This is a genomic window from Paenibacillus jiangxiensis, from assembly GCF_046098255.1.
GTDB classification, from domain to species: Bacteria; Bacillota; Bacilli; order Paenibacillales; family Paenibacillaceae; genus Paenibacillus; species Paenibacillus jiagnxiensis.
This window is the reverse complement of sequence record NZ_JBJURI010000022.1, coordinates 1-21229: the sequence shown is the minus strand read 5'-3', so window position 1 is coordinate 21229 and position 21229 is coordinate 1. Positions and strand designations below refer to the sequence as shown.

General features: G+C 50.2%; 23 protein-coding genes. 5 read left to right on the top strand and 18 right to left on the bottom strand.

Annotated elements, in window-relative coordinates:
• Window positions 1–101 precede the first annotated feature (101 nt).
• Both ACI1P2_RS20050 and pdxK read right to left on the bottom strand, forming a co-directional pair.
• Window positions 102–1520 (bottom strand): serine hydrolase, encoded by a 1419-nt coding sequence (locus ACI1P2_RS20050; protein WP_408976282.1) that lies wholly within the window; start codon window positions 1518–1520, stop codon window positions 102–104.
• A gap of 522 nt (window positions 1521–2042) precedes the next feature.
• The gene (pdxK, locus tag ACI1P2_RS20045) at window positions 2043–2852 is read right to left on the bottom strand and encodes a pyridoxine/pyridoxal/pyridoxamine kinase (RefSeq protein ID WP_355321937.1); all 810 of its coding nucleotides are present in this window, start codon (window positions 2850–2852) and stop codon (window positions 2043–2045) included.
• A gap of 467 nt (window positions 2853–3319) precedes the next feature.
• Here pdxK and ACI1P2_RS20040 point away from each other — a divergent pair, with 467 nt between their 5' ends.
• Window positions 3320–3421, top strand: a complete 102-nt coding sequence (locus ACI1P2_RS20040; RefSeq protein ID WP_355321935.1) for a YjcZ family sporulation protein — start codon at window positions 3320–3322, stop codon at window positions 3419–3421.
• Between the two features lie 101 nt (window positions 3422–3522).
• On the opposite strand, the gene ACI1P2_RS20035 is transcribed toward ACI1P2_RS20040, so the two are convergent.
• The 4 genes from ACI1P2_RS20035 to ACI1P2_RS20020 form a co-directional block, all read right to left on the bottom strand.
• Window positions 3523–3744: a YezD family protein gene (locus ACI1P2_RS20035; RefSeq protein ID WP_355321933.1), complete on the bottom strand. Its 222-nt coding sequence runs from the start codon at window positions 3742–3744 to the stop codon at window positions 3523–3525.
• Window positions 3745–3847: 103 nt separating this feature from the next.
• A complete protein-coding gene (cysW, locus tag ACI1P2_RS20030; protein ID WP_355322128.1) occupies window positions 3848–4699 on the bottom strand; it encodes a sulfate ABC transporter permease subunit CysW in 852 nt (283 codons plus the stop codon).
• 39 nt (window positions 4700–4738) lie between these two features.
• The gene (gene cysT / locus ACI1P2_RS20025) at window positions 4739–5572 is read right to left on the bottom strand and encodes a sulfate ABC transporter permease subunit CysT (RefSeq protein ID WP_355321931.1); all 834 of its coding nucleotides are present in this window, start codon (window positions 5570–5572) and stop codon (window positions 4739–4741) included.
• 33 nt (window positions 5573–5605) lie between these two features.
• Window positions 5606–6676, bottom strand: coding sequence for a sulfate ABC transporter substrate-binding protein (locus ACI1P2_RS20020; RefSeq protein WP_355321929.1), 1071 nt, complete (start codon window positions 6674–6676; stop codon window positions 5606–5608).
• Between the two features lie 337 nt (window positions 6677–7013).
• Between ACI1P2_RS20020 and ACI1P2_RS20015 the strand changes: the two genes are divergently transcribed.
• The gene (locus ACI1P2_RS20015; RefSeq protein ID WP_355321925.1) at window positions 7014–8189 is read left to right on the top strand and encodes a MalY/PatB family protein; all 1176 of its coding nucleotides are present in this window, start codon (window positions 7014–7016) and stop codon (window positions 8187–8189) included.
• 79 nt (window positions 8190–8268) lie between these two features.
• Here ACI1P2_RS20015 and bshB2 read toward each other — a convergent pair whose 3' ends face one another.
• The 11 genes from bshB2 to ACI1P2_RS19960 all read right to left on the bottom strand — a co-directional run bounded on the left by bshB2 (window position 8269) and on the right by ACI1P2_RS19960 (window position 18317).
• The gene (bshB2, locus tag ACI1P2_RS20010) at window positions 8269–8928 is read right to left on the bottom strand and encodes a bacillithiol biosynthesis deacetylase BshB2 (RefSeq protein WP_355321923.1); all 660 of its coding nucleotides are present in this window, start codon (window positions 8926–8928) and stop codon (window positions 8269–8271) included.
• A gap of 18 nt (window positions 8929–8946) precedes the next feature.
• On the bottom strand, window positions 8947–9291 hold the full coding sequence (locus ACI1P2_RS20005; protein ID WP_355321921.1) for a YojF family protein: 345 nt from the start codon (window positions 9289–9291) through the stop codon (window positions 8947–8949).
• Between the two features lie 249 nt (window positions 9292–9540).
• Window positions 9541–10323: a family 16 glycosylhydrolase gene (locus ACI1P2_RS20000; protein WP_355321919.1), complete on the bottom strand. Its 783-nt coding sequence runs from the start codon at window positions 10321–10323 to the stop codon at window positions 9541–9543.
• Window positions 10324–10341: 18 nt separating this feature from the next.
• Window positions 10342–11652, bottom strand: coding sequence for a 6-phospho-beta-glucosidase (locus ACI1P2_RS19995; RefSeq protein ID WP_355321917.1), 1311 nt, complete (start codon window positions 11650–11652; stop codon window positions 10342–10344).
• The gene (locus ACI1P2_RS19990) at window positions 11649–12626 is read right to left on the bottom strand and encodes an N-acetylglucosamine kinase (protein WP_355321915.1); all 978 of its coding nucleotides are present in this window, start codon (window positions 12624–12626) and stop codon (window positions 11649–11651) included. Before ACI1P2_RS19990 ends, ACI1P2_RS19995 begins: the two co-directional genes overlap by 4 nt.
• Before the next feature lie 11 nt (window positions 12627–12637).
• Window positions 12638–14266 carry an extracellular solute-binding protein gene (locus ACI1P2_RS19985; RefSeq protein ID WP_355321913.1) on the bottom strand — a complete coding sequence of 543 codons (1629 nt, stop codon included), beginning with the start codon at window positions 14264–14266 and terminating at the stop codon, window positions 12638–12640.
• Window positions 14267–14325: 59 nt separating this feature from the next.
• Entirely contained in the window at window positions 14326–15219 is an 894-nt protein-coding gene (locus ACI1P2_RS19980; protein ID WP_355321911.1) for a carbohydrate ABC transporter permease, read from the bottom strand.
• A 42-nt stretch (window positions 15220–15261) separates the two neighbouring features.
• The gene (locus ACI1P2_RS19975; RefSeq protein WP_355321909.1) at window positions 15262–16125 is read right to left on the bottom strand and encodes an ABC transporter permease; all 864 of its coding nucleotides are present in this window, start codon (window positions 16123–16125) and stop codon (window positions 15262–15264) included.
• A gap of 333 nt (window positions 16126–16458) precedes the next feature.
• Window positions 16459–17361, bottom strand: a complete 903-nt coding sequence (locus tag ACI1P2_RS19970; protein WP_355321907.1) for an AraC family transcriptional regulator — start codon at window positions 17359–17361, stop codon at window positions 16459–16461.
• A gap of 67 nt (window positions 17362–17428) precedes the next feature.
• A complete protein-coding gene (locus ACI1P2_RS19965) occupies window positions 17429–17644 on the bottom strand; it encodes a hypothetical protein (RefSeq protein WP_355321905.1) in 216 nt (71 codons plus the stop codon).
• Window positions 17645–17864: 220 nt separating this feature from the next.
• Window positions 17865–18317 (bottom strand): hypothetical protein, encoded by a 453-nt coding sequence (locus ACI1P2_RS19960; RefSeq protein WP_355321903.1) that lies wholly within the window; start codon window positions 18315–18317, stop codon window positions 17865–17867.
• 195 nt (window positions 18318–18512) lie between these two features.
• Between ACI1P2_RS19960 and ACI1P2_RS19955 the strand changes: the two genes are divergently transcribed.
• A complete protein-coding gene (locus ACI1P2_RS19955) occupies window positions 18513–19013 on the top strand; it encodes a hypothetical protein (RefSeq protein ID WP_355321901.1) in 501 nt (166 codons plus the stop codon).
• Window positions 19014–19127: 114 nt separating this feature from the next.
• Window positions 19128–19550, top strand: a complete 423-nt coding sequence (locus ACI1P2_RS19950) for a chemotaxis protein CheW (protein WP_355321899.1) — start codon at window positions 19128–19130, stop codon at window positions 19548–19550.
• 4 nt (window positions 19551–19554) lie between these two features.
• Here the strand turns inward: ACI1P2_RS19950 and ACI1P2_RS19945 are convergent, their stop codons facing one another.
• Entirely contained in the window at window positions 19555–20007 is a 453-nt protein-coding gene (locus ACI1P2_RS19945) for a hypothetical protein (RefSeq protein ID WP_355321897.1), read from the bottom strand.
• A 378-nt stretch (window positions 20008–20385) separates the two neighbouring features.
• Here ACI1P2_RS19945 and ACI1P2_RS19940 point away from each other — a divergent pair, with 378 nt between their 5' ends.
• Window positions 20386–21105, top strand: a complete 720-nt coding sequence (locus ACI1P2_RS19940) for an NPCBM/NEW2 domain-containing protein (protein WP_355321895.1) — start codon at window positions 20386–20388, stop codon at window positions 21103–21105.
• The last annotated feature ends 124 nt before the right edge of the window (window positions 21106–21229 follow it).

Here is a 21229-nt window from a genome sequence, read left to right as displayed (position 1 = left end):
AATCACAGTCAACGAATACATCCAGTGATTGCTTATAAGACAAGAAGGCCAAGAAGGGGAGCAAATTCCCCAGTCTTGGCCTTCTTGACCTTTTGTACTCCTTATAGACCGGAAGCATGGGCACGGGTCATGATTTCGTCCATCATTGGCACTGTATCCAGCCCGTCGCGGTTGCCCAGCAGAATGACAGTCAAGCCTGGGCCAGTATCCCGCATCATGCCTGTCTTGTAGCCGGTTCCGCTGCCATTGTGGTAAATAGTCACACCGGAGCCGGATTCGTCCTGCCGAACCAGCACGCCGTATCCATAGTTCTTCTCGGAATACGAAGTCAGCATCTGTGTCAGAGACTCGCTGCTGAGCAGCTTGTCCAATCCGTTCTCACTGTTCCAGGTCAGCATATCGTCCAGCGTGGAGTACAATGTACCTGTTCCCTCCACCGACACATAATAAGGAGCTTCAGCCATCACGCCATTTTTATAGGTATGGCCTTTAATCGTCGGCGTCTCAGGAACAGCCTGGCCTGTATGCTTCAGACCCAGCGGGCCCAGTACATTCTTCTCCAGATAATCTCCATAGGTCATTCCGCTTGCCTTTTCAATAATATAAGCGAGAACCACATAACCGCAGTTACTGTATTGAAAACGGGTGCCTGGATCCCATTGAATGGTCAGCTGCTTGATTTGATTTACGGCATCCTGCAGCGTCATCCCCTCTGTACGGGTGAAATTCGCTCTGAGCCCGCCGGTATGCGACAGCAGCATATGCAGGGTGATTTCGTCCCCACGCGGAAAATCGGGAATGTACTTGGATACCGGATCCTGCAGACTCAGTAGCCCTGCCTCCGACAGCTTCAGCACGGAGGCCGCCGTGAACGACTTGGACAGCGATGCGATCCGTGTTGTCATGTCAGGGCGGTTAAATTTGCCGTCCCCTGCCGGGCCATATCCTTTGCGCAGCAGCACCTGTCCGTTTTTCGCCACCAATACCAGACCGGAGAACGATTCATTGCGCAGGAAAGTATCCACTGACTTCATGCTGCTGCTCAGCATGGTTTCACTGTCGCTTTGAATTTCAAGCAGCGTGCCTTCGGTTGTTTTGGAAGGTTTGACTGTAGCGCGCAGCGGCTCGATCACCCCCCGCAGCGGCACGGTCAATACGCCCTTTACATAGCGCAGCGGAGAGGATTGCTCCCAGGCATAACCGTTTACATCAACCGCCGTTGAACCAAGCTTGTACGTAATCACATCACCGTTCAGCGAGACGGCGGCACTGTTGGTACTCGCATTCCAGCGTACGGTAGCCCCGAGCGCACCAGCCGCTTCCCGGAGCGGAACGTATGTAGTTCCATAAGCAATATAAGGCTTCGTATTCCAGTTTACCTCGACTCCATCCACCGTCACGGAAATGGCTCCGGACTGTGCCAGCGCGTTATGGCTGCTGCCGGCAAACAAGGCTGTACACAATAGCAGCAGCACAAAGGAGCGCATAAAAGAAAGTGCTCTCTTATTCAACCCTTTCATATCAAACTGATCCTCCATTCTTTCGTCAAACCTGAATAAAAAACACCAATATCCGCCAAAACAACAAATTTTATTTTATCATATCTGATGCCCTGGGAGAAAATTCGAATAAATATCTGTCGAGAAAAAACGCCTATCGGCGTACTTTCAAATAACCCAGACCGCGTTTGCTGAAGTTTTTCTTACGATTTCAGTACGCCCCGAAAACCACGGAGGTACACACAGCCATAAAGGACAAAAGGCCGAGAACATGGGAGGATGACTCCTATTCTCGGCCTTTTTTGCCAAATTTGAAATCGAAGAAATCGCGATTTCTTCCGTTTTTTTAGTAGTAGGGGTATGCACGGTGCAGCGTAGAGAACGAAGCCATTCCGGAAAAGCGGCAGCGTTCGCCTTTGTCCCCGAATTTCTACCATTAAATTTGTATAAGGAAATTTGGGGACAACAGCGATGGGAGGAATGGCTCGTTCTTGGAGCGTCTCACAACATACGAAGGAGTGCCCAGAGTCAATCAATAAGCGTTCAGGATTCCTGCAAACGACGGGCAGCATGAAGCGTTGGCCCAACAAATTCATTCAGACGGAATCCGCCGGCAATTGCCTGGGTAATAAATTGCTTGGCCTGCTCCACAGCTTCACGAACCGAAAGACCTTGCGCAAGTCCTGCGGTTACGGCAGCAGATGAGGTGCAGCCTGCGCCATGGGTAAAGCTGGTATTCACGCTGTCCGTTTCAAACCACTCAAAGGTCTGCCCGTCATAAAGCAGATCCATTGCTTTGCCTTCCTTAATCTTGCCGCGGTCTTTAATGAGCACGTGCTTGGCGCCGCGTTCATGAATAATGGCGGCCGCTTCCTGCATCTGCTCAACCGAGCGAATCGGACCTGTCTTGGCAAGCTGCGACGCCTCGAACAGATTCGGTGTAACGAGATCTGCGCCCGGAATCAGCAAATCCAGCATCGCTTCCGTATTTTCCGGCTGCAGCACTTCATCCGTACCCTTGCATACCATAACCGGATCAATGACAATCCGTTTGAGGTCATGCTTCTTTAAATATCCGGCAACCAGTTCGATAATCTCTACTGAGCCAAGCATACCGGTCTTCATGGCATCAAAGCCGATGCCCTCCAGTACGGTTTTCAACTGAGCTTCCACCACATCCAGGGCTACAGGATATACAAGATGGTCCCAAGTGCGGGGCGCCATCGCAACAATCGTGGTCAGAACGGTCATACCATATACGCCGAACTCCTGAAAAGTCTTCAGATCGGCCTGAATGCCTGCTCCTCCGCTCGTATCGGAGCCGGCAATCGTCAATGTTTTAGGAACGGTCATGTTCATGCTCTCCTTCACTTTATGCTGCATTTATCCTAATCCTGTCGTTCCTTCTTGTCAAACCCCTTCACGCAGGACTTTCCGCCTTTATTTCCGCTTCGGCATTCCTTACTCTCCTGTCCTGATTTTACTGTATACCAAGGTGATGATGTTTGTCCTAAATATGCCGTTTCCCGTTGCAATTGAACAGCCTTCGCTAAGAACGCCTATTTAATCTTTGTCGGCGCAAAATGGACTCCTGCTGATTTCCATCATTAAGCCGTATGAATATACTGTTTTAGAAATTAAGCAATTGCGGCCAATGAGGTTAACACTTGGGGCCGGAGTCCGCTGAGTCTGCTGCCTTGTACCTCAAATGCAGCAATATAGGAACTCTTCATACTGCCGGGCTGCTTGAAATTACGAGGCATGCCTGCATGAAAGATTGATCATGCCAACCTATGACCCGCACGGAAGGAGGAAGACAAATGAGCGCAGTTAGAAGTTGTGGCGGATTGTGGACTTCCACAGGTGTCATTCTGGTTCTGTTTATTCTGCTGGTTATCATCAGCCGCACTTTCTTTGTGTAATTTGTGAAAACTGAATCATGAAAATGACACAAGGGTGCCTGCAGCCGTTTTGGCCAAGGCACCCTTGTTGGATTTCCGGGCAGCATAAAGCAGCAAAACACCTATTCCGAGCCTGACTTGCGGAGCGGCCGAGGGGAAGTACGCTCTTGCACCTGCTTCGACGCTTCCGAACTCGTGTTACCAAAACGCTTGCGTTCCGTCCGTTCCATCTGGACAATCTGTCCTTCATGAACAACGATATGAAGTGAACCGAATTCCATATCATCCAGCTGCTCAGCAATACGGTTCATCCAAACCTGGTCCACCTTCAGCGGTTTTGCCATACGGCCGCCTCCTTCATTCATATATAAAACATTGTTATCCAACCTATATACTTGGTTTATAATTTATCATGCTTTAAAAACCGCCGTCAATCGTTTCCAAGCCTTAGGGATGAACTTCTTTGCGCTGAAGCCAGCTTTTCAGCACAAGGGTGGCAAGGGCAAGCAGCAGCAGCAGTGAAGCCACAGCAAAGGAAGCGGAAAATTGATATTCATTATACAAAATCTCTACATGCAGCGGCAGTGTATTCGTTTCCCCGCGGATATGGCCGGATACAACCGATACCGCCCCGAATTCTCCCATGGCTCTTGCATTGCACAGGATGATCCCATAGAGCAGCCCCCATTTGATATTGGGCAGCGTAACGCGCCAAAACACCTGCCATCCCCCGGCGCCAAGCGTTACGGCCGCTTCCTCTTCATGGGTTCCCTGGTCCTCCATCAGAGGAATCAGCTCACGAGCTACAAAAGGGAACGTAATAAACAGGGTGGCAAGGACGATGCCGGGGACTGCAAAAATAATTTTGATATCATGCTCCTCCAGCCACGGACCGAACCAGCCTTGAGCCCCAAAGACAAGGACATAGATCAGCCCCCCGACAACCGGTGAAATGGCAAAAGGCAGGTCAATCAACGTCACGAGAATGCCTTTGCCGCGAAATTTGAATTTGGTTACCAGCCAGGCGGCCGCTGTGCCAAAGACTGTGTTCAAAGGCACCGTAATCGCCGCCACAAGCAAGGTCAGACGCAGGGCAGACAACGCATCCGGGTCACGCAGCGCTGCCACATACACCTGCCACCCCTGCTTGAGCGCTTCAGCCATCACGACCGCGAGCGGGAGCACAAGCAGCCACAAAAGCACCAGCAAGGCAGCTCCGATAAGCGCCCATTTGACCCAAGGTGCCTCCGTGGTTGCACTTCTGCCGGACAGCCTTGGCGGTACATGCGATCCGGTCATTACTTGCGCGGAATCCGTCATATTTGAGCCTCCTCTTTCTCAGGCCATCCGTTTTCTTGAAAGGCGCTGCACCATATTGATGCAGAGCAGAAGGATGAAGGATATCGCCAGCAGCATCAGCGCAACCGCTGTCGCACCGGCATAGTCATACTGCTCCAGCTTGGACATGATCAGCAGCGGAGCGATCTCCGTCTTCATCGGCATGTTGCCTGAAATAAATACCACCGAACCGTATTCCCCAATCCCTCTGGCAAAAGCCAGCGCAAATCCCGTCAGCAGCGGAGGAATAAGCTCAGGCAGGATCACGCTGCGGAAGGTGCGCCATCTTCCGGCCCCAAGCGTGGCAGCAGCCTCTTCCGCGTCCGATTCCAGCTCCTCCAGCACCGGTTGCACGGTGCGCACTACAAAGGGGATGCCAATGAACATTAACGCCAGCGTAATGCCGATTTGTGAAAAAGCCAATCTAATGCCAAGCGGCTCGAAAATAGAGCCGATCCACCCGTTCTGCGAATAGAGCGCAGTCAGCGCCACCCCCGCCACAGCGGTAGGCAGCGCAAACGGCAAATCTATGATCGCGTCAAATACCCGTTTGCCGGGAAACTCATAACGCACAAGTACCCATGCCAGCAGCAGACCGAGAAACAGATTGATCAAAGCGGCGGCGGCCGAGCACAGAAAACTTACCTTATAGGATGCGATCACTCTCGGATCCAGAGCGGCTTCCCAAAAACCGGTCCATGTCAGCCCCGTCGAATTCAACAACAGCGCCGACAGGGGGAGCAGTACAACCAGACTGAGATACAGCACCGTATAACCCAATGTGAGACCGAAGCCCGGCAGCACCTTTTTATTGGAAGCTTGAGCACCTCCCATCCTCAATCCACTCCTTTACGGTACAAAATCCCCTTATTGGGGCACATAAATCTGGTCAAATATGCCACCGTCGTTAAAATGTTTTTCCTGGGTTTCCTGCCATGTTCCGAATACATCCTGCAGGGTGAACAGTTCAATCGCAGGGAAGCTGTCCTTGAACTGTTCCGCCACGCTGTCCAGCGTCGGACGGTAGAAGTTTTCGGCGGCAATCGTCTGCCCTTCTTCGCTGTACAAATATTCCAGATATGCCTCCGCTACTTTGCGCGTGCCTTTTTTATCAACGACTTTATCAACAACAGCCACCGGCGGCTCTGCCAGAATGCTGACAGACGGATAGACAATATCAAATTTGTCTTCCCCAAGCTCCTGTACCGACAGCAGCGCCTCATTTTCCCAGGCAATCAGCACATCCCCGATCCCCCGTTCCACGAAGGTCGTCGTTGCGCCGCGCGCGCCGCTGTCCAGAACAGGCACATGCGTAAACAGCTCCTTCACAAACTCCTGCGCCTTGGCTTCATCATTATTGTTGTGCTTCAAGGCATATCCCCAGGCTGCAAGATAGTTCCAACGAGCTCCGCCTGACGTTTTTGGATTCGGCGTGATTACCTCGACCCCGTCCTTGGTTAAATCATTCCAGTCCTTGATCCCCTTCGGATTTCCCTTACGGACCAACAGCACAATCGTTGATGTGTAGGGCGAGCTGTTATGCTCATACTTGCTCTGCCAGCCTTCCTGGATCAGACCTTTCTGCTGCAGCGCATCGATGTCATATCCCAACGCCAGTGTGACCACATCCGCCTGAAGCCCGTCGAGCACCGAGCGGCTCTGTTTGCCTGATCCGCCATGCGACTGTTTAATGGTAACTTTCTGTCCTTCCTCCTGCTCCCAATGGGCTGCAAAAGCTTTATTGTAAGCTTCATAAAGCTCGCGTGTAGGATCATAAGATACATTCAGCAGCTCCACCTCTTTAGGCGCTGTTCCCCCCGTGCCTCCCTGGGACGCCGCCGTGTCATTCCCGGCTGAACTGCCGCCGCAGGCCGCCAGCATGGCGGTTAATACGAGCGACAAACCGATTAAAAGTCCTTTTCTGTACCCCTTTTTCATACAACATCTCTCCCCCGGTTGCTCTGATTTGGTTCAAAGAATTCATTTTGCTGTGTACAGGCAGAAAAAAAGACGGAAGAATTCCTCTGGACAGCACGACGATGCCGGTGATCTTTACGATCACGCCAGTCCTGCGCAGCCTAAGGAGTTCCTCCGTCTGTACGGTGAGAACTTTAATTATAAATAATTCCTACCCGATTAGTATGTTATATGCCTATTGTATGAAAAACCCAGGATGGTGTAAAGAACTTTTTCCGTTTTAATTTTCATAAAACCCCGCAATCCTTTATACTTAAAAACATAACAGACCTACATACATTACACGGGAGGACTATACATGGATTTTAATTTGCATATTGACCGCATCCGCACCAATTCCTATAAATGGGATAACCGGGCTGCTGTATTTGGAACAGAGGACGTTCTGCCCATGTGGGTGGCGGATATGGATTTTCAGGCGCCGCCGGCCGTCATCCGCGCCGTCCGTGAACGGGTGGAGCACGGGGTATTCGGCTATACATATCCTTCCCCATCATATTATGAGTCGATCATCAACTGGATGCTAAACCGCCATAATTGGACCATTGAGAAGGAATGGATTCAGTTCTGTCCAGGCGTTGTCCCGGCACTCAGTCTGATCGTCGAGATGTTTACGGAGCCTGGGGATCAGGTGATGATTCAAACCCCGGTGTATCCGCCGTTTCATAGTGTCGTGAAAAATCACGGCCGTGAGCTGGTAGGCAGCCCGCTGCTGGAGCAGGATGGCTATTACAGCATGGATTTTGAAGATATGGAAAGCAAAATGGCAGGAGGCAAAGTCAAGCTGCTCATTTTGTGCAGTCCTCATAATCCTGTAGGGCGTGTCTGGACGAAGGAAGAGTTGCAGCGGCTGGCTGACCTCTGCGCCAAGTGGAATGTGCTGGTCGTATCGGATGAAATTCATGCCGACCTGATTTTCGAGGCAGGCAGCCATATCCCGTTCGCCTCCCTGTCGGAGGATGCCGCCCAGCGCAGCATTATCTGCACCGCCCCAAGCAAGACGTTCAATATTGCCGGTCTGAACACCGCGAATCTGATCATCCCGAACAAGGAGCTCCGCAAGAAATTCAGCAAAGCGCTTGAAATTCATGCGATGGGCTCTGCCACACCGCTCGGCCTGGCTGCCGCAGAGGCCGCCTACCGCGAGGGGGCGGAATGGCTGGATGCGCTCCTGGACCATGTACGCGGAAATATGGATTATGTGTGCGATTTCTGTGAAGGGCATCTGCCTGAGGTAAAGGTGCGGCGGCCGGAAGGCACTTATTTGCTGTGGCTGGATTTCCGCGCGCTTGGCCTGGAAGGCAAAGAGCTAAGCTCATTCCTCATTGAGGAGGCCAAGCTTGGCTTGAACAGCGGCGATTCCTTCGGCACGGATGGCGACGGATTTATGCGAATGAATCTTGGCTGCACCCTCGCCACGGTTGAAGAAGCGATGCGGCGGCTGGAGGCGGCTGTGTCCAAACGCAGAGGTTAATAGCAGTGCAAAAGGGGCGCCCCGGGTCCATTGACCTCGGGAGCGCCCCTTTTTGTGCTGCCTTCACTACCAGTTAAATTTAATCCTCAAAGCTATATGTCCAAAAATGTTCCTTGCCAAAATGGGCCTTAATCTCCTCATCGGACGGATTCTTGGTGCCAAGGAAATCCTCGAACTGGAACTGGGAGCGGTGGGCTTGAATGGATTTCATTTTGAGTTCCAGGTAATCGCTGACGTCATCAAGCACGTCAGGCGGGCCAAGCACCTGCTGGCAGTTTCGCGAAAATGCCAGGCAGTGCACAACCGGACGCCGCTCTGCCGGCAAGCCCTGGATGGTGCGGATGACCGCAGCCCCTGTCGCATCATGATCCGGATGAACGCTGTATCCCGGATAGAAGGTAATCACCAGCGACGGGTTCAGCTCCTCCAGCAGACCGCGAATCAAGCCGTCCAGCCGCTCCTGATCCTCGAATTCAATCGTTTTATCATGAAAACCGAGCATGCGCAGGTCCTGAATGCCGATGGCGCGGGCGGATTCCTCAAGTTCCAGCTTGCGGATCTTCGGAAGTGTTACTCTATTAGCGAAAGGGGGTACGCCCATATTACGGCCCATTTCCCCCAGGGTCAGACAGGCGTACGTCACCTGATCTCCCTCGGCAATCCGCTTGGCCAGCGTTCCCGACAGGCCGAAAGCCTCATCATCCGGATGAGGAAGTATAACCAGAATACGCTGATTCATAGAATGCTCCATCTCCTCTCAAAACGGCGTGCTGCTCAGCTGCAGCGCGACAACCAGTTTGCCCTGGGCATCATGACCGGCCAGAATAAGCCGCTCTGTCTCCTGCTCGTCCCAATGGGTCAATCCCTCTGCATATACCCAGCCTTCTTCGGTCTTCAATCCGACACGGAAGGGCCGGGTTCCCGCTATAGATCCGTGGGAGTAACGGATTTTGGCATTGGAAATAAAGTTGGCTGCAGGATGCTTGGTGCTGTCCCGGTGTGCGGCATACGCACCCGTGGTCATTTCCAGATGCAGATATATATCCTGATCCTTTAAGGCGTCAATCTTGCGCTGTACCAGCTCCTGATCGATTAACTGCATGTTATCCCCTCCATATCCTGCAAGCGAAAAGCTATGAATTAAGCTGATGAGCAATTTGTTACAGGAATGCTCACTTGCTCATGTTCTCTATTTTAGCATACAGGGTATACAAACTCCTATAGAAATAATAGAAGCGGTGGAATCGAAAGAAAACCGTCTATCTCTAATCTTCAGCAAAAAAACTGCCCTCGCGTCCTGTAAGTGTGCGAAGGGCAGTCCGAAATGATCAGCTTGATCAAGGCTTCCTAATTATTGAGCCGGTGTGTATTTAATATAGTCATAGTAGGCGCGCACAGGCGAGCCCGGATAAGCCAAGTCTCCCGTCCAGTATTTAGCCGCATCATTGGCACCTGCCCAGAAGTTCACCATAATATGGCCCGGATGGGAAGGAAGCTCTCCCCGGGAACCGTTCTCGGTATGAACCAGCTTGCCGTCCACATACCATTTTATGGAGGTCGGGGACCATTCGAAAGCATAGGTATGGAAAGCAAGCGATGCATCGAACCCCAAATCGATCACCGTACTGTGCTCTCCCACACCGTTCGTATAATAGTTGGTCTCCAGCTTCGTCGTATCCTTGCCCAGAATTTCGATGTCAATCTCGTCATTTCTGTTTACATTCGGATCCGGGTCACGGTCATAATAGGTGAACAGCGAGGTCACCAGTCCCGTTCCTTTCGCCACCTTCAGGCGTGCTTCAACACGACCATATCCATACGTATTATCGTTGGTTGCATACTCCCCGGAAGCATACGGTTTTCCCTCGCATTGCGAAGGACAGCCCGATGGTTTGTCCAGTCTGAGCGCCATAATGCCATTGTTAAATTCCACATTGTCCTCTTTCCAGAAAACTCCGAAATCATCGCCGTTTCCCCAGCCGTCCGATACGTAAAAGCGATCATAATTCACTGCATTCAACGGATCCTCAAATGCCCCCGCCGCAGATGCCGGCACAGCCAGCAGAAGACTGCTGCAAGCCAGTATCATCGCTATCCCTTTGCGCAATCTCTGGTGAATTTTGTGCTTGTTCATCATGAACAGCTCCATTTCTTAATGGATTTTGTGAAAAAAGTTCGGGAGGTACTGCTGATTCTGCTCCAGCATCTCTTCAAGCATCCGTTCGGCATCGTTGACGGAACCGACCAGGGGATGGTGGGCCAGCGCCGAAAGCGCAAGTCCCCGGTCGCCGGTGACGGCAGCCTCGATAGCGAGCCGTTCGTAGGTTTTGACCGCCATAATCAATCCCTTGACCGCATCCGGGATGACCGTAACCGGCTGTGGCACCGGTCCATCCTTCGTAACCGTACAGTTCACTTCAATGCAGGCATCGTCCGGGAGGAAGCTTAGAATTCCCTGGTTGGAAACATTTAGCGTCTGCGTATCTCCGGAATCATTGTACAGAGAATTCATTAAATGGACAGCCGCTTCCGAATAGTAGGCGCCGCCGCGCTGCTCCAGCTGCTTGGGCTTTTCCTTCAAATCCGGATTCTGATAAATTTCGAACAGTTCGCTCTCCAGACGCTTCACGGTCTCGGCCCGGCTCTCTCCCTTCGCGGCGGCTTCCATTTGCTCTGCCAGCATTTCACGCTGCAGATAGAAGTATTTCAGATAATAGGAAGGAATCGCTCCGATAGATTGCAGCAGTGTACCGTTCCACGCAAACTGGGGGACATTTTTCGCCGAGTAGCCTTCCCGGTTGTCCAACAGCTCTTCCAGCTTCGATTGGCCATCCACCGTAATCCTGCTGATCCAGTGCAGATGATTCAGCCCGACAAACTCACAGTGGATACGATCAATCGGCACATTGTAGAGTGACGACAGCCACTTGTAAGCTCCAATTGGTGAATTGCACAAGCCCACTGAACGGATGCGGGAATGCTTGAGGATAGCCTCCGTCACCATGCCGGCCGGATTGGTGAAGTTCAGCAGCCAGGCATCCGGGCACACCTCTTCCATCTCCCGGCACAGATCCAGCAGCACCGGAATCGTGCGCAGGGCCTTCATCATGCCCCCCGGCCCGGTCGTTTCCTGCCCGATCATGCCATATTTGAGCGGAATGGATTCATCCCGAGCACGGGCATCAAGCAGTCCTACCCTCATTTGTGTCGAGACAAAGGTGGCCCCTTCCAGCGCGGAACGGCGATCCATGGTCATTCTGAGCTTGATCGGCAGACCGGATGCGGCAATCATACGCTCGGCCAGCTGCCCCACGATGGTCAGCTTGTGAAAGCCTTCCGGAATATCCACCAGCACAATCTCCGTTACAGGGAGCGTTTCATAATTAAGTATAAATCCTTCAATTAACTCCGGCGTGTAGGACGAGCCTCCGCCTATTACTGCGATTTTCAATTGCTTGCTCATGCTCCAACCTCCTTGACTGACAAGCCGTCATCCAGACGTTCATATACCGACTCGGCAACCTGATGCCCCGCTCTCTCCATAGCGAGCAGAACAGCTCCGGCTGCCGGCTCCATGGCCAGTCTGCGCAGACTGCAGCCCGGTGCGGCTGTCTTCACAATGTTTTCGATATAAGGAGTGACGTACCGGCTGTCGCCGCGGGTAAGCACGCTGCCGACAAGGACCAGATCAAAGCTGTCCTGCGTCATTTTCAGCCTATGAATCACCGCAGCTGCCGCGATGCCCAACTCCTCCCCCTGCCGCTGCAGGATGCGCCGTGCCGCTTCGTCATGCTCGGCTACCTGGAACAGCACCTTGGCAAGATATCTCGGTATCACCTTGCCATGATCCAGAAAATCATGGAACATGTGCTCCACCGACGGGTACCCTAGCGTCTGCAGCACAGCTCCGGTCAGCAATGTAGGCTGCTCTCTTCCTTCCCAAGCCCGGATGACGGTACGAAACACCTCTACCGCGAGGCCACTGCCTCCCCCAAAATCACCGTAGTTATAACCAAATCCGCCGCATTGCAGTGATTCTCCACGCTTGTTGATACCAAAGCAATTCGTGCCGCTACCGCACACGACGACCACGCCATCCTGCTGCCGCGTCCCCGCTCTAAGCCCAATCTCCGTGTCACACACAATATCATGGGCCCAAAAGTCCAGCTCGGCCATCATCGGTCTCAGGATGCGAAAGTCCGCTTCGCGGTCCGCTCCCGCCAGCCCGAACATGGCGAACTCGATCTGCTCCTTCACGAGTCCTGCCTGGAACAGGGCTTCCGCAACCGCTTCACGGATGCTGCGGCGTGCTAATTCAACTCCTACCTGATGGTTGCCGCAACCGCTCATTCCCCTGCCTAAGATTTGTCCCTGCTCATCCGACACGACAGCCAGGGTTTTGCTGCCACCACCGTCTACACCCAAATAATAGTTCAATGCTCTCTCTCCTATTTCAGCTTGCTTAGATTCTCCTGCCATCTTTCTGTCTTGTACTTCAGCAGCCGCTCATACCCGGCCTGCTGCGCGTCCGCTTCCGCCTGATCCAGTATGGCAAGCACCTCGTCTTCAGATTTGGCGGACATGACTGAAGCAGCAAAGGCTTTATCATAAATATCCAGCACGCTCTGCGCCACAATGCCCTCGTCTGAATCCCCCGCAGGATCAAGGTTGGTGAATTCCGTCGTGTTGTACTGCGTTTTCCATGTAATCTCTGACTGCCAGCGTGACTCCCAGTTTTGCTTTTCAGGCGGCAGCGTCTTCTCAAATTTCATCTTCGAATTATCTACGTACACCGTATTGCCGACCCATTGGAGATTGACGGTTGAGTTCATGAACTCATCGCGCTCCTTGGCATCTTTAACGTACTTTTCCGTAAACAGCGGAGCTTCGTCCTCGTCGACACCGTTCCAAAACGTGCCCTCAGGTCCCCACATGATGACCCGCTGCCCTTCAGGTCCTGTCATCCAGTCCAGGAAGGCGAAGATGGCTTCCGGATTTTTCGCCGATTGGGTAATGACGCTTACGTTCCAGCCCTGCTGCTTATAATCGCCAGGGAAAATATTATTTTTGTCGAGCCCTTCCTTATGGAGCGGCCAGATCATGAAATAGCCTGCTTCCGGGTCCTCGGCGGACAGCACCGCATTTCCGACAGAGCCGTACTCGGTCGGGCTGGACGCTGCATATACGGCAACCTGGCCGTTGCGGATCTTTTGCTCAATCTGCTCCGGTTTCTGGGTGAACGCATCCTGGGTGATCAATCCCTCCCGGTACAGCTTATTCGCCAGCTGCAGTCCTTCACGGTAAGCCGGGTCTTTAAAAATGGAGGTTAGCTGATCCCCGTTTGGCACAGCCATCATGCTGTTAAACAAATACGGGCGTTTTTCGGCAAAGGCGGTGGTGAGGATACTCACTCCGTTCGCCTTCTCACCCACTTCAAACGGAATGACATCAGGGTATTTTCCCTTCACCATTTTCAAATAGGCATAAAAATCATCCGTGGTTTCCAGCGGAGGCGAGCCCAGCTCTTTATAAATTTTCTTGTTCACCACATACCCTGCGTTGCCGTTCGGCTGTGTCGTATACCAGTTCGGGAACTGATACAGCTTGCCGTCCGGAGAGCGCAGCATATCCAGCGTGGATTCTCCTGCCCATTTCTTCAGGTTGGGATATTTATCGAGATAGTCATCAAACGGAACCAGCATGCCCGCTGCACGCAACTTCTCTACATCAGGCCCCCGTTCCAGCCAGATGACATCAGGCAGCTCGCCCGAGACGATTATGGTGCTCAGCTTCTGTTTGGCGTTACCACCTGAGCTTATGGGTTCAACGGTTACTTTCTTGTTCTCCTGAATCCACTTGGTGGCTATATCCTCACCCCATACCGGCATCGTATACCAGTCGTAATGGCCATAGAACGAAAAGGTCAGTGGACCGGCCCCCAGCGTCACCGGCTCGCCTTCAGCGGTTGCGGGACCTTTCTCGCCGCCGCCCGAACCCGAGCATCCGGTCAAACCGAGCATCATGACAAGCAGGACTGACAGAGAAAACGGGAGCGCTTTCTTTTTCCAACTATCCATGGAACTTTCCCCCTTGTATACACTTGCAGAGAACGAATGGAGCGCCGCCAGTTAACCGGCTACTCCTTCAACGATCCGATCATGACCCCTTTAACGAAGTATTTCTGCACAAACGGATACACAAGCAGGATCGGTACGGTAGCCACCATCATCGTAGCCATGGAGAGCGACTTGGTGGTTACACTTTTCATCTGATTCAAATGGCTTGCTGCCGCGGAATCCATTTGGGACATCTGCTCTTTCATGATGTTGGAATTGAGAATCTGCTGCAGCTTGGTTTGAATGGGCAGCAGGTCCAGATTGGTGATATAAATGCTGGGGGCGAACCAGTCATTCCAATGATAGACTGCAGTAAACAGAGACAAGGTCGCCAGCACTGGCCCCGACAGCGGCAGAATAATACGGAAAAATACGCCCCAGTGCGAGCAGCCGTCAATCCGGGCCGACTCATCAAGACCGTCAGGCATGCCCATAAAAAATGTCCGGAAAATAATCATGTTCCATACGCTGATGATGCCGGGAATAATCATCACCCAGAACGTATCGATAAGATGCAGCTCGCGGATGAGCAGATAAGTCGGAATCAGTCCCCCACTGAAGTACATGGTGATGACGCAGAGGATCATATAAAATTTGCGCCCCATCAACTCCCGCTTGGTCATGCCGTAGGCAAAGACGGCTGTCGCAAGAATGGACAGAACCGTGCCGGTCACCGTCCGCAGCACCGAAATTACAAACCCGTCGATCAGCCGCTTATCCTTGAACACGACCGCGTAGTTCTCCAGCGTAAAGGCTCTGGGCCAGAAGGTAATACCTCCCCGCAGCGTATCGTTCCCGTCGTTGAACGAGATGACCGCCGCGTTCCAGAACGGATAAAAGGCGGCGAAGCCGAGCAATGTCAGCAAAACATAGATGATAAATGTCAGTACCTTGTCTTCCAGGGTCAGCTTCATGCGTCTGCTCCTCTCTGCCGGTTCTTTCGGACCACATACGAATTACCACAGGCTGTTGCCGGATTTACGGGCGGCATAGTTAGCGCCTGCCAGCAGGCCGACACTGATCAGCGCCTTGAATAATCCGACAGCAGTGGCATACGAGTATCGCGAATTCTGAATCCCCACCCGGTACACGTAGGTATCGATCACATCCCCTACATCCCGCAGCACCGGGTTCGCGCCGAGCAGCAGGATATCGTCAAAGCCCGCATTCAGCAGATTACCGATGGCGAGAATCATAAATACGATAATGACCGGCATAATGGAGGGAATCGTGATCGAAAAGATTTGCCGCAGACGACTTGCCCCGTCCATGGCTGCGGCTTCATACAGCTGTGGATTTACACCCGCAATGGCCGCCAGATAGACGATGGAGGCGAAGCCGATCTCCTTCCAGACACCCGTGGTTACCAGAATAGTCCAGAAATATTCGGGCAGGGACAGGAAATTGATTGGCGCTTCAATCAGGTTCAATTTCATCAGCGCAATGTTGAGGCTGCCGTTATCTGTAGACAGCATGGATACGACAAAGCCGGCGACGATGACCCAGGACAGAAAATGAGGAAGATAGCTGATGGTCTGAATCGTCCTTTTGAAGATCCGGCTGCGAATCTCGTTCAGCATCAACGCCAGAATAATGGGCGCAGGGAAGCCGACCAGCAGCTTCAGCAGGCTGATGACGATGGTGTTCCTTATGACCTTCCAAAACTCGGGCGCATGGAAGAACATTTCGAAATGCTTGAAGCCTACCCATGGACTTGCCAGAAAGCCTTTGAAAATGTTGTAATCCTGAAAGGCCATCAGCACCCCGTACATCGGGACGTAGCTGAACACGATAATGAAGAGCAGCGCAGGCACAACCATCAGCTGAATTTCCCATTGCCGGGCAAATCTGACCAGCCGACCGGGTTTGTGATCGACTTCGCTGTCCGGGTTGGCCGCCGATTGCCGCTCCGTACGAACGCCGCTTTGCAGAAACGTCCCCCCCTTTAACAGGAACCTTGCGGCTTCCGATTGTCAGAGCCGCGTCAGGCAACCTGTCTTTTTTTCCTATTTTACAGGGCGAAAACAATACTTTTCTTCTGTTAAACGTCTGTAAAGTTACGTTATCTTACTGACTTTTTTATTACATTGGCCGGTGGAGGGAGGAATCTATCTTTTAATGTCAACTGTGAGTGATATTTCGTCAGGGTATGCTTATTCTTGAAGCGAGGGAGTTTTATTCTGCCGCATTCTGGCATGCTTCGGAGATTTACCAATGTGCTTTTTGAACAAATGATTGAAATTGGACAGGCTGCGGAAGCCGCATTCCATCGCGACATCCATGATCTTCATCTGCGTCTGCTCCAGCAGCATCAGCGCATGCTCCAGACGGAGCTGAATCAGGTATTCCAGAGGGGAAGTGCCGACGGCCCGGCGAAAAATATCGCTGAATCTGGACGGACTCAGGTAGACGATGGCAGCAAGCTCCTCCAGGGTCCATGGGTGGGAAAGCTTTTCTTCCATGGCGTGGATGACCTGACGCATTTTTTCAAGCTGAAGCGAGCTGACGTTGGCACTGCTGCACTGTCTGGCGTCTTCCAGACGGAAATAGCGGTTCACACAGGAAAGAAAGCGCAGCAAGTGGGCATACACCAGGGAAATATACGATGGACGGGCTTGCTCATGCTCCTGCTGCATCTCCAGCAGAAGTGTACGCAGCTCCTCAATATGCGGCGAGGTGCGGTCAAGCAGGTTGGTGAAATGGATGCCCATATCCTTGTAAGGGGAAAGAATCTCCGGATCATAACGCAGGCTGCTGACAAACCAGGACATATCGAATTCAATGACCATGATGACAAGGTCCATCACTTCATACGCGCAGTGCAGATCATTGGAATTGATCAGCAGAATGTCTCCCTGCTGGAATTCAAACCTTTTACCGTTGATGATGTAGTACCCGGAGCCGGACTTAATATAATTGATCTCCAGCACATCATGCCAGTGCAGCTTCTGATAAGGGGAGCTGACACCGATGGTGTCTGCGATATAAATCGGATATCTTTTGTCCAGGTTCACTTTCTCTCTGGGAATGATCTCCCCGGTGCGGGCTAAGGTCATGACGGCTCACTCCTGTACGGTACGAATTACAATAAGAATACCATCTTTCCCCCCTGCTGTTGGAGAGTTACGCCAAATTTTCCCCACAACGAAAAAAAGCGCCATCGTCTCCGATCCGCTTTTTATGCTTTATTTTATGCAGTTTTTCCAGCTTGGTGGGGCTGATTCGTACATGCTGTGACAGAGCGCCGTACTGGTCATTCGTTCTCCGGTTGTCCGCAAAGCTGCGCTTTCCCGCGCGCCCTGCTTTGGCAATAGCTTTTTGGGTCTTGGTGCGAGCCATGATTATTCACTCTCTTTCATAAAATTATTAATCTCTCTGGTTTCTTTTTCGTGCGCTTTCCGCTTTTACTCACGAAGGACTCTACCTCCAGACCAAGCATACAGGAGGCGCCGCTTGTTTTGCAACAGCTTTTATCAGCTCAATTTTAATGGCAGGAACAGCTCCAAATAACAGGAGCCATGGGAGAGAGACGGTTTTTCGTTAGCTTCGGAATATATAATTAATTGAATAAACTACCAATAAACTCCTGACTAAAATCGTTCATGATTTGATAAGAGGCATTTCCATATTTATCGTCTCGCAGGCGATCAAAAATATTAATATAATTTTGTTCATTCAAATGTAAACCGAACCTTATATAACCATCAACTTTTATATTAATCCAATAAGAGTCACTACTGTTATCGAAATCCGATTCTCTCAGCTCAACCTCAGCAAAGCCATTCATGATATTTTCGATTTCCTTGCGATCTATTACAACGATTTTTTCCTCTTGGGTGGAACCCTTTTTTGTCTTATCTATTACAATTGAAGTAATGTCGGCCACATTCACACGATCTAATACAAGTTCCTTAAAAGACGTGGTATACGGCCTCGTGATGATATACATTGTAACCAAAATAGCTATACCAAAAACTAAATAAATGTACTTCCTTATGGCTGCACTTTTCATAAGGCAATCTCCCTCAAGGTATTCTTAGTATATCAAATTCCTTAAGATCCATTTTCTATGTTCTCATATATGTGCATTGTAACCTTCGGGACGTTTAGATTCAAACCAGGAAATTATTTGCTTTTTCCTTTATATTATTTTAAGCAAGTTTTTGATGTTATTCGTCATATATGCAAAAAGAACTGGAGGTGCTCCGTGAAGAAAGTGATTATCTATGCAATAGCGTGCGTACTAACATTAGGCGTGATGACTTCTTGCACAGACAATATCGGTAATGAAAATACGAACTCTTCCCCTCCTGCTACCAATCAAAAACTGACTCCGAATGAACAGATCCAGGAAACAGAATCATTCGAACCCGGGGTTTTCATTGACTTTGATACAATATCTAATCCACTCATCACCGACGACATCAAAAGTCAATTAAAAACTGTTTTAGAAGCACTCGCAAACAAAGATGAGGTCTTGTTTCGGAGCCAATGGAGAAGCGAAGGAGGTGCCGACTACTTTATGTTTCTCTTAGACAGAGAATACTCCTTTGAAGATATCGGAACCGTCGAAGAAGATCAAAGTGGTAGAATCGTCATCCAGGTCAAAGGATTATTTAAAGATTCAACAGGAACAGATGACTACCTCGATTATTATTACTTCGTCAAAGATAAGAATAACAACTGGCAGCTTGGCACAATTGATTAATAAAGGGTAAGCGTTAAAGTGCCGATATACATAGAAAGCAGTCTGTATCCGGATGATATTCGAGAACTGGAAATTGGGAACCATTTTCATTTTTTTCAAAGGAGTGTTCTACAAATGACGCCGTATCTTATGTTCAAGCTGGCCGGCAAGCCGTTCGCCATCAACTTTCAGGAAGTTGAAGAAATCCAAAATGCTAAAAAAGGAACTCCTATGCCCTTTGCACAGCCATGGCATGAAGGTATGATTACTGTTAGGGGCTCGCTGTACGCGGTGCTGAATGTCCGCAGCATGCTTAACCTGTCGCCGCTTGAGCAGCCGGAGCAGGACAAAATGATTCTGCTGAGCCGGCATAAGGTGGCTATTCTCGCCGAGGAGTTTGCTGACACCTTGATGGTGGAAGAAACAGATATCCAGGAAAATGACGGGGAACAAGGGCTGGATACAGTAATGTTTCCGGCGCTTGCGGCAGCCGGCGGAAGCATGATTCCGCTGCTGGATGTCGATGCACTGCTGGCCTTGTCCAAAGCCGAGGTTTAGACTTTTATATTATCGGGGGAGTTTCTATATGATTAGACTTCGGGAGGCCATACTGCAGGACTTGCCTGAAATGCTTGCTATTTATAACGAGGCCGTTTTGCAGCCTTGCTGCAATTTCCTCCGTTTTATCCATCATCTCGCGCAGCATCGTTTCATTCTCCATACTGTAGGACACGCTTAATATGGCAGCAACCTCACCGTCATCCTCAAGAATCGGAATGAACATCGCATCCAGTGCAATGCCGAACACTTCCTTCGGAAAACGGTTCATCACCTTGACCTTTCCGCCCTTCAAATCCTTGAAATCCCTGTTGATCTCCTCCAGCGGATCTCCGGCTTTATACGGCAGGTCCATACAGTTGCCGGGGGCAAAATATAAAACTTGCTCACGGTCAAACAGCATGACTGACGCATCCCCTCGGATCACTTCCTTGAACAGGGGTATGTGTTTAAGCAAAGATTCAACTGTGTTCACGTTATTGATCCCGTCCTTTAATGTGAATATGGATACCAGACTGAAATGAAAACAACAATACAAAAAGTCGCTCCAAGCTGCCGATCTAAAGCTAAATTTTGGGGATTTAAATCTACCAGATATATCGGCATTTCAGAGAAAATTGTGAATGGCAGTGACAACAGAAAAAAAATATCCCGTCGGGTTGTCCGGAGAGTGCCGATAATGGCCTGAGGACTTCAAGGTAATCAATCCAAAGAATAATAGGTCATAAGATGTGTTTTTTTCGGAAAAATATCGAAAACTTGAAGGAATATTAATTTTTTTAACGAAATATTTAAAATGTAACCGGGTAAAATATACTAAAAAAAGGGGTAAAAAATGAAAGATACGCTTAAAGGAGTAGTAATCGGAATTTTCATAGGGTCTTTAGTCGCAGGTTCCGCCACTGCGTTTGCAAGCAACAACGTTAAGCTAAGCGTTGTTCTAGAAAATGTAAAATACATATTTCATGGGGTTGAAAAGAAAACAACTCAGTCCATTGTTTACAATGGTCAGCTTTATGCTCCAGTGAAAGAGATTGCTAACGGTATAGGTGAAAGCTTTACTTATGATGGTAAAACAAAGACAGGTTGGGTTGGTCAAAAAGAAGGGAGTTATGTATATTTAGATGAAATTAGTTACGCCAGGACTGACGGAAAGAAAGATAACCTTTTCTTCAAAAATTGGAAAAATCCTTCCGGACTTAAATTTACAATTGCTGGGCAAAAATATCTCCATGGCATTGGATCAGTACTATATGGTTCAAAATACAGCCAATATTTCAACTCAGTAGATTATAACCTAAATGGAAAATATAAAAGGCTAAGTGGCTTTGCAGGGATTGATGACTATACCAAAAACTCTGACTCCACTGGGGCGATTGTGATAAAAGGTGATGGTCAAGAACTTTTTAGAAAAGAAGGTATGCGCGGCGGGGATTTACCTTTCGAGATAAATGTTGATGTTACAGGTGTCTTGAAACTCCAAGTTTATTTTGAAACCTCCTCAGAAAGCTATGATCAAATAGATATTGTATTTACAGAATCTAAACTCTACTAATACTAACATACTACAGTCGCTGATCCTCTTCATGACCGGATATTAATAAGAGGGTGTCCCAAAAGTCATCATAGATGACTAAGGGACGACCCTCTCTTACATTTCGTCAAACAAAAAGAAACCA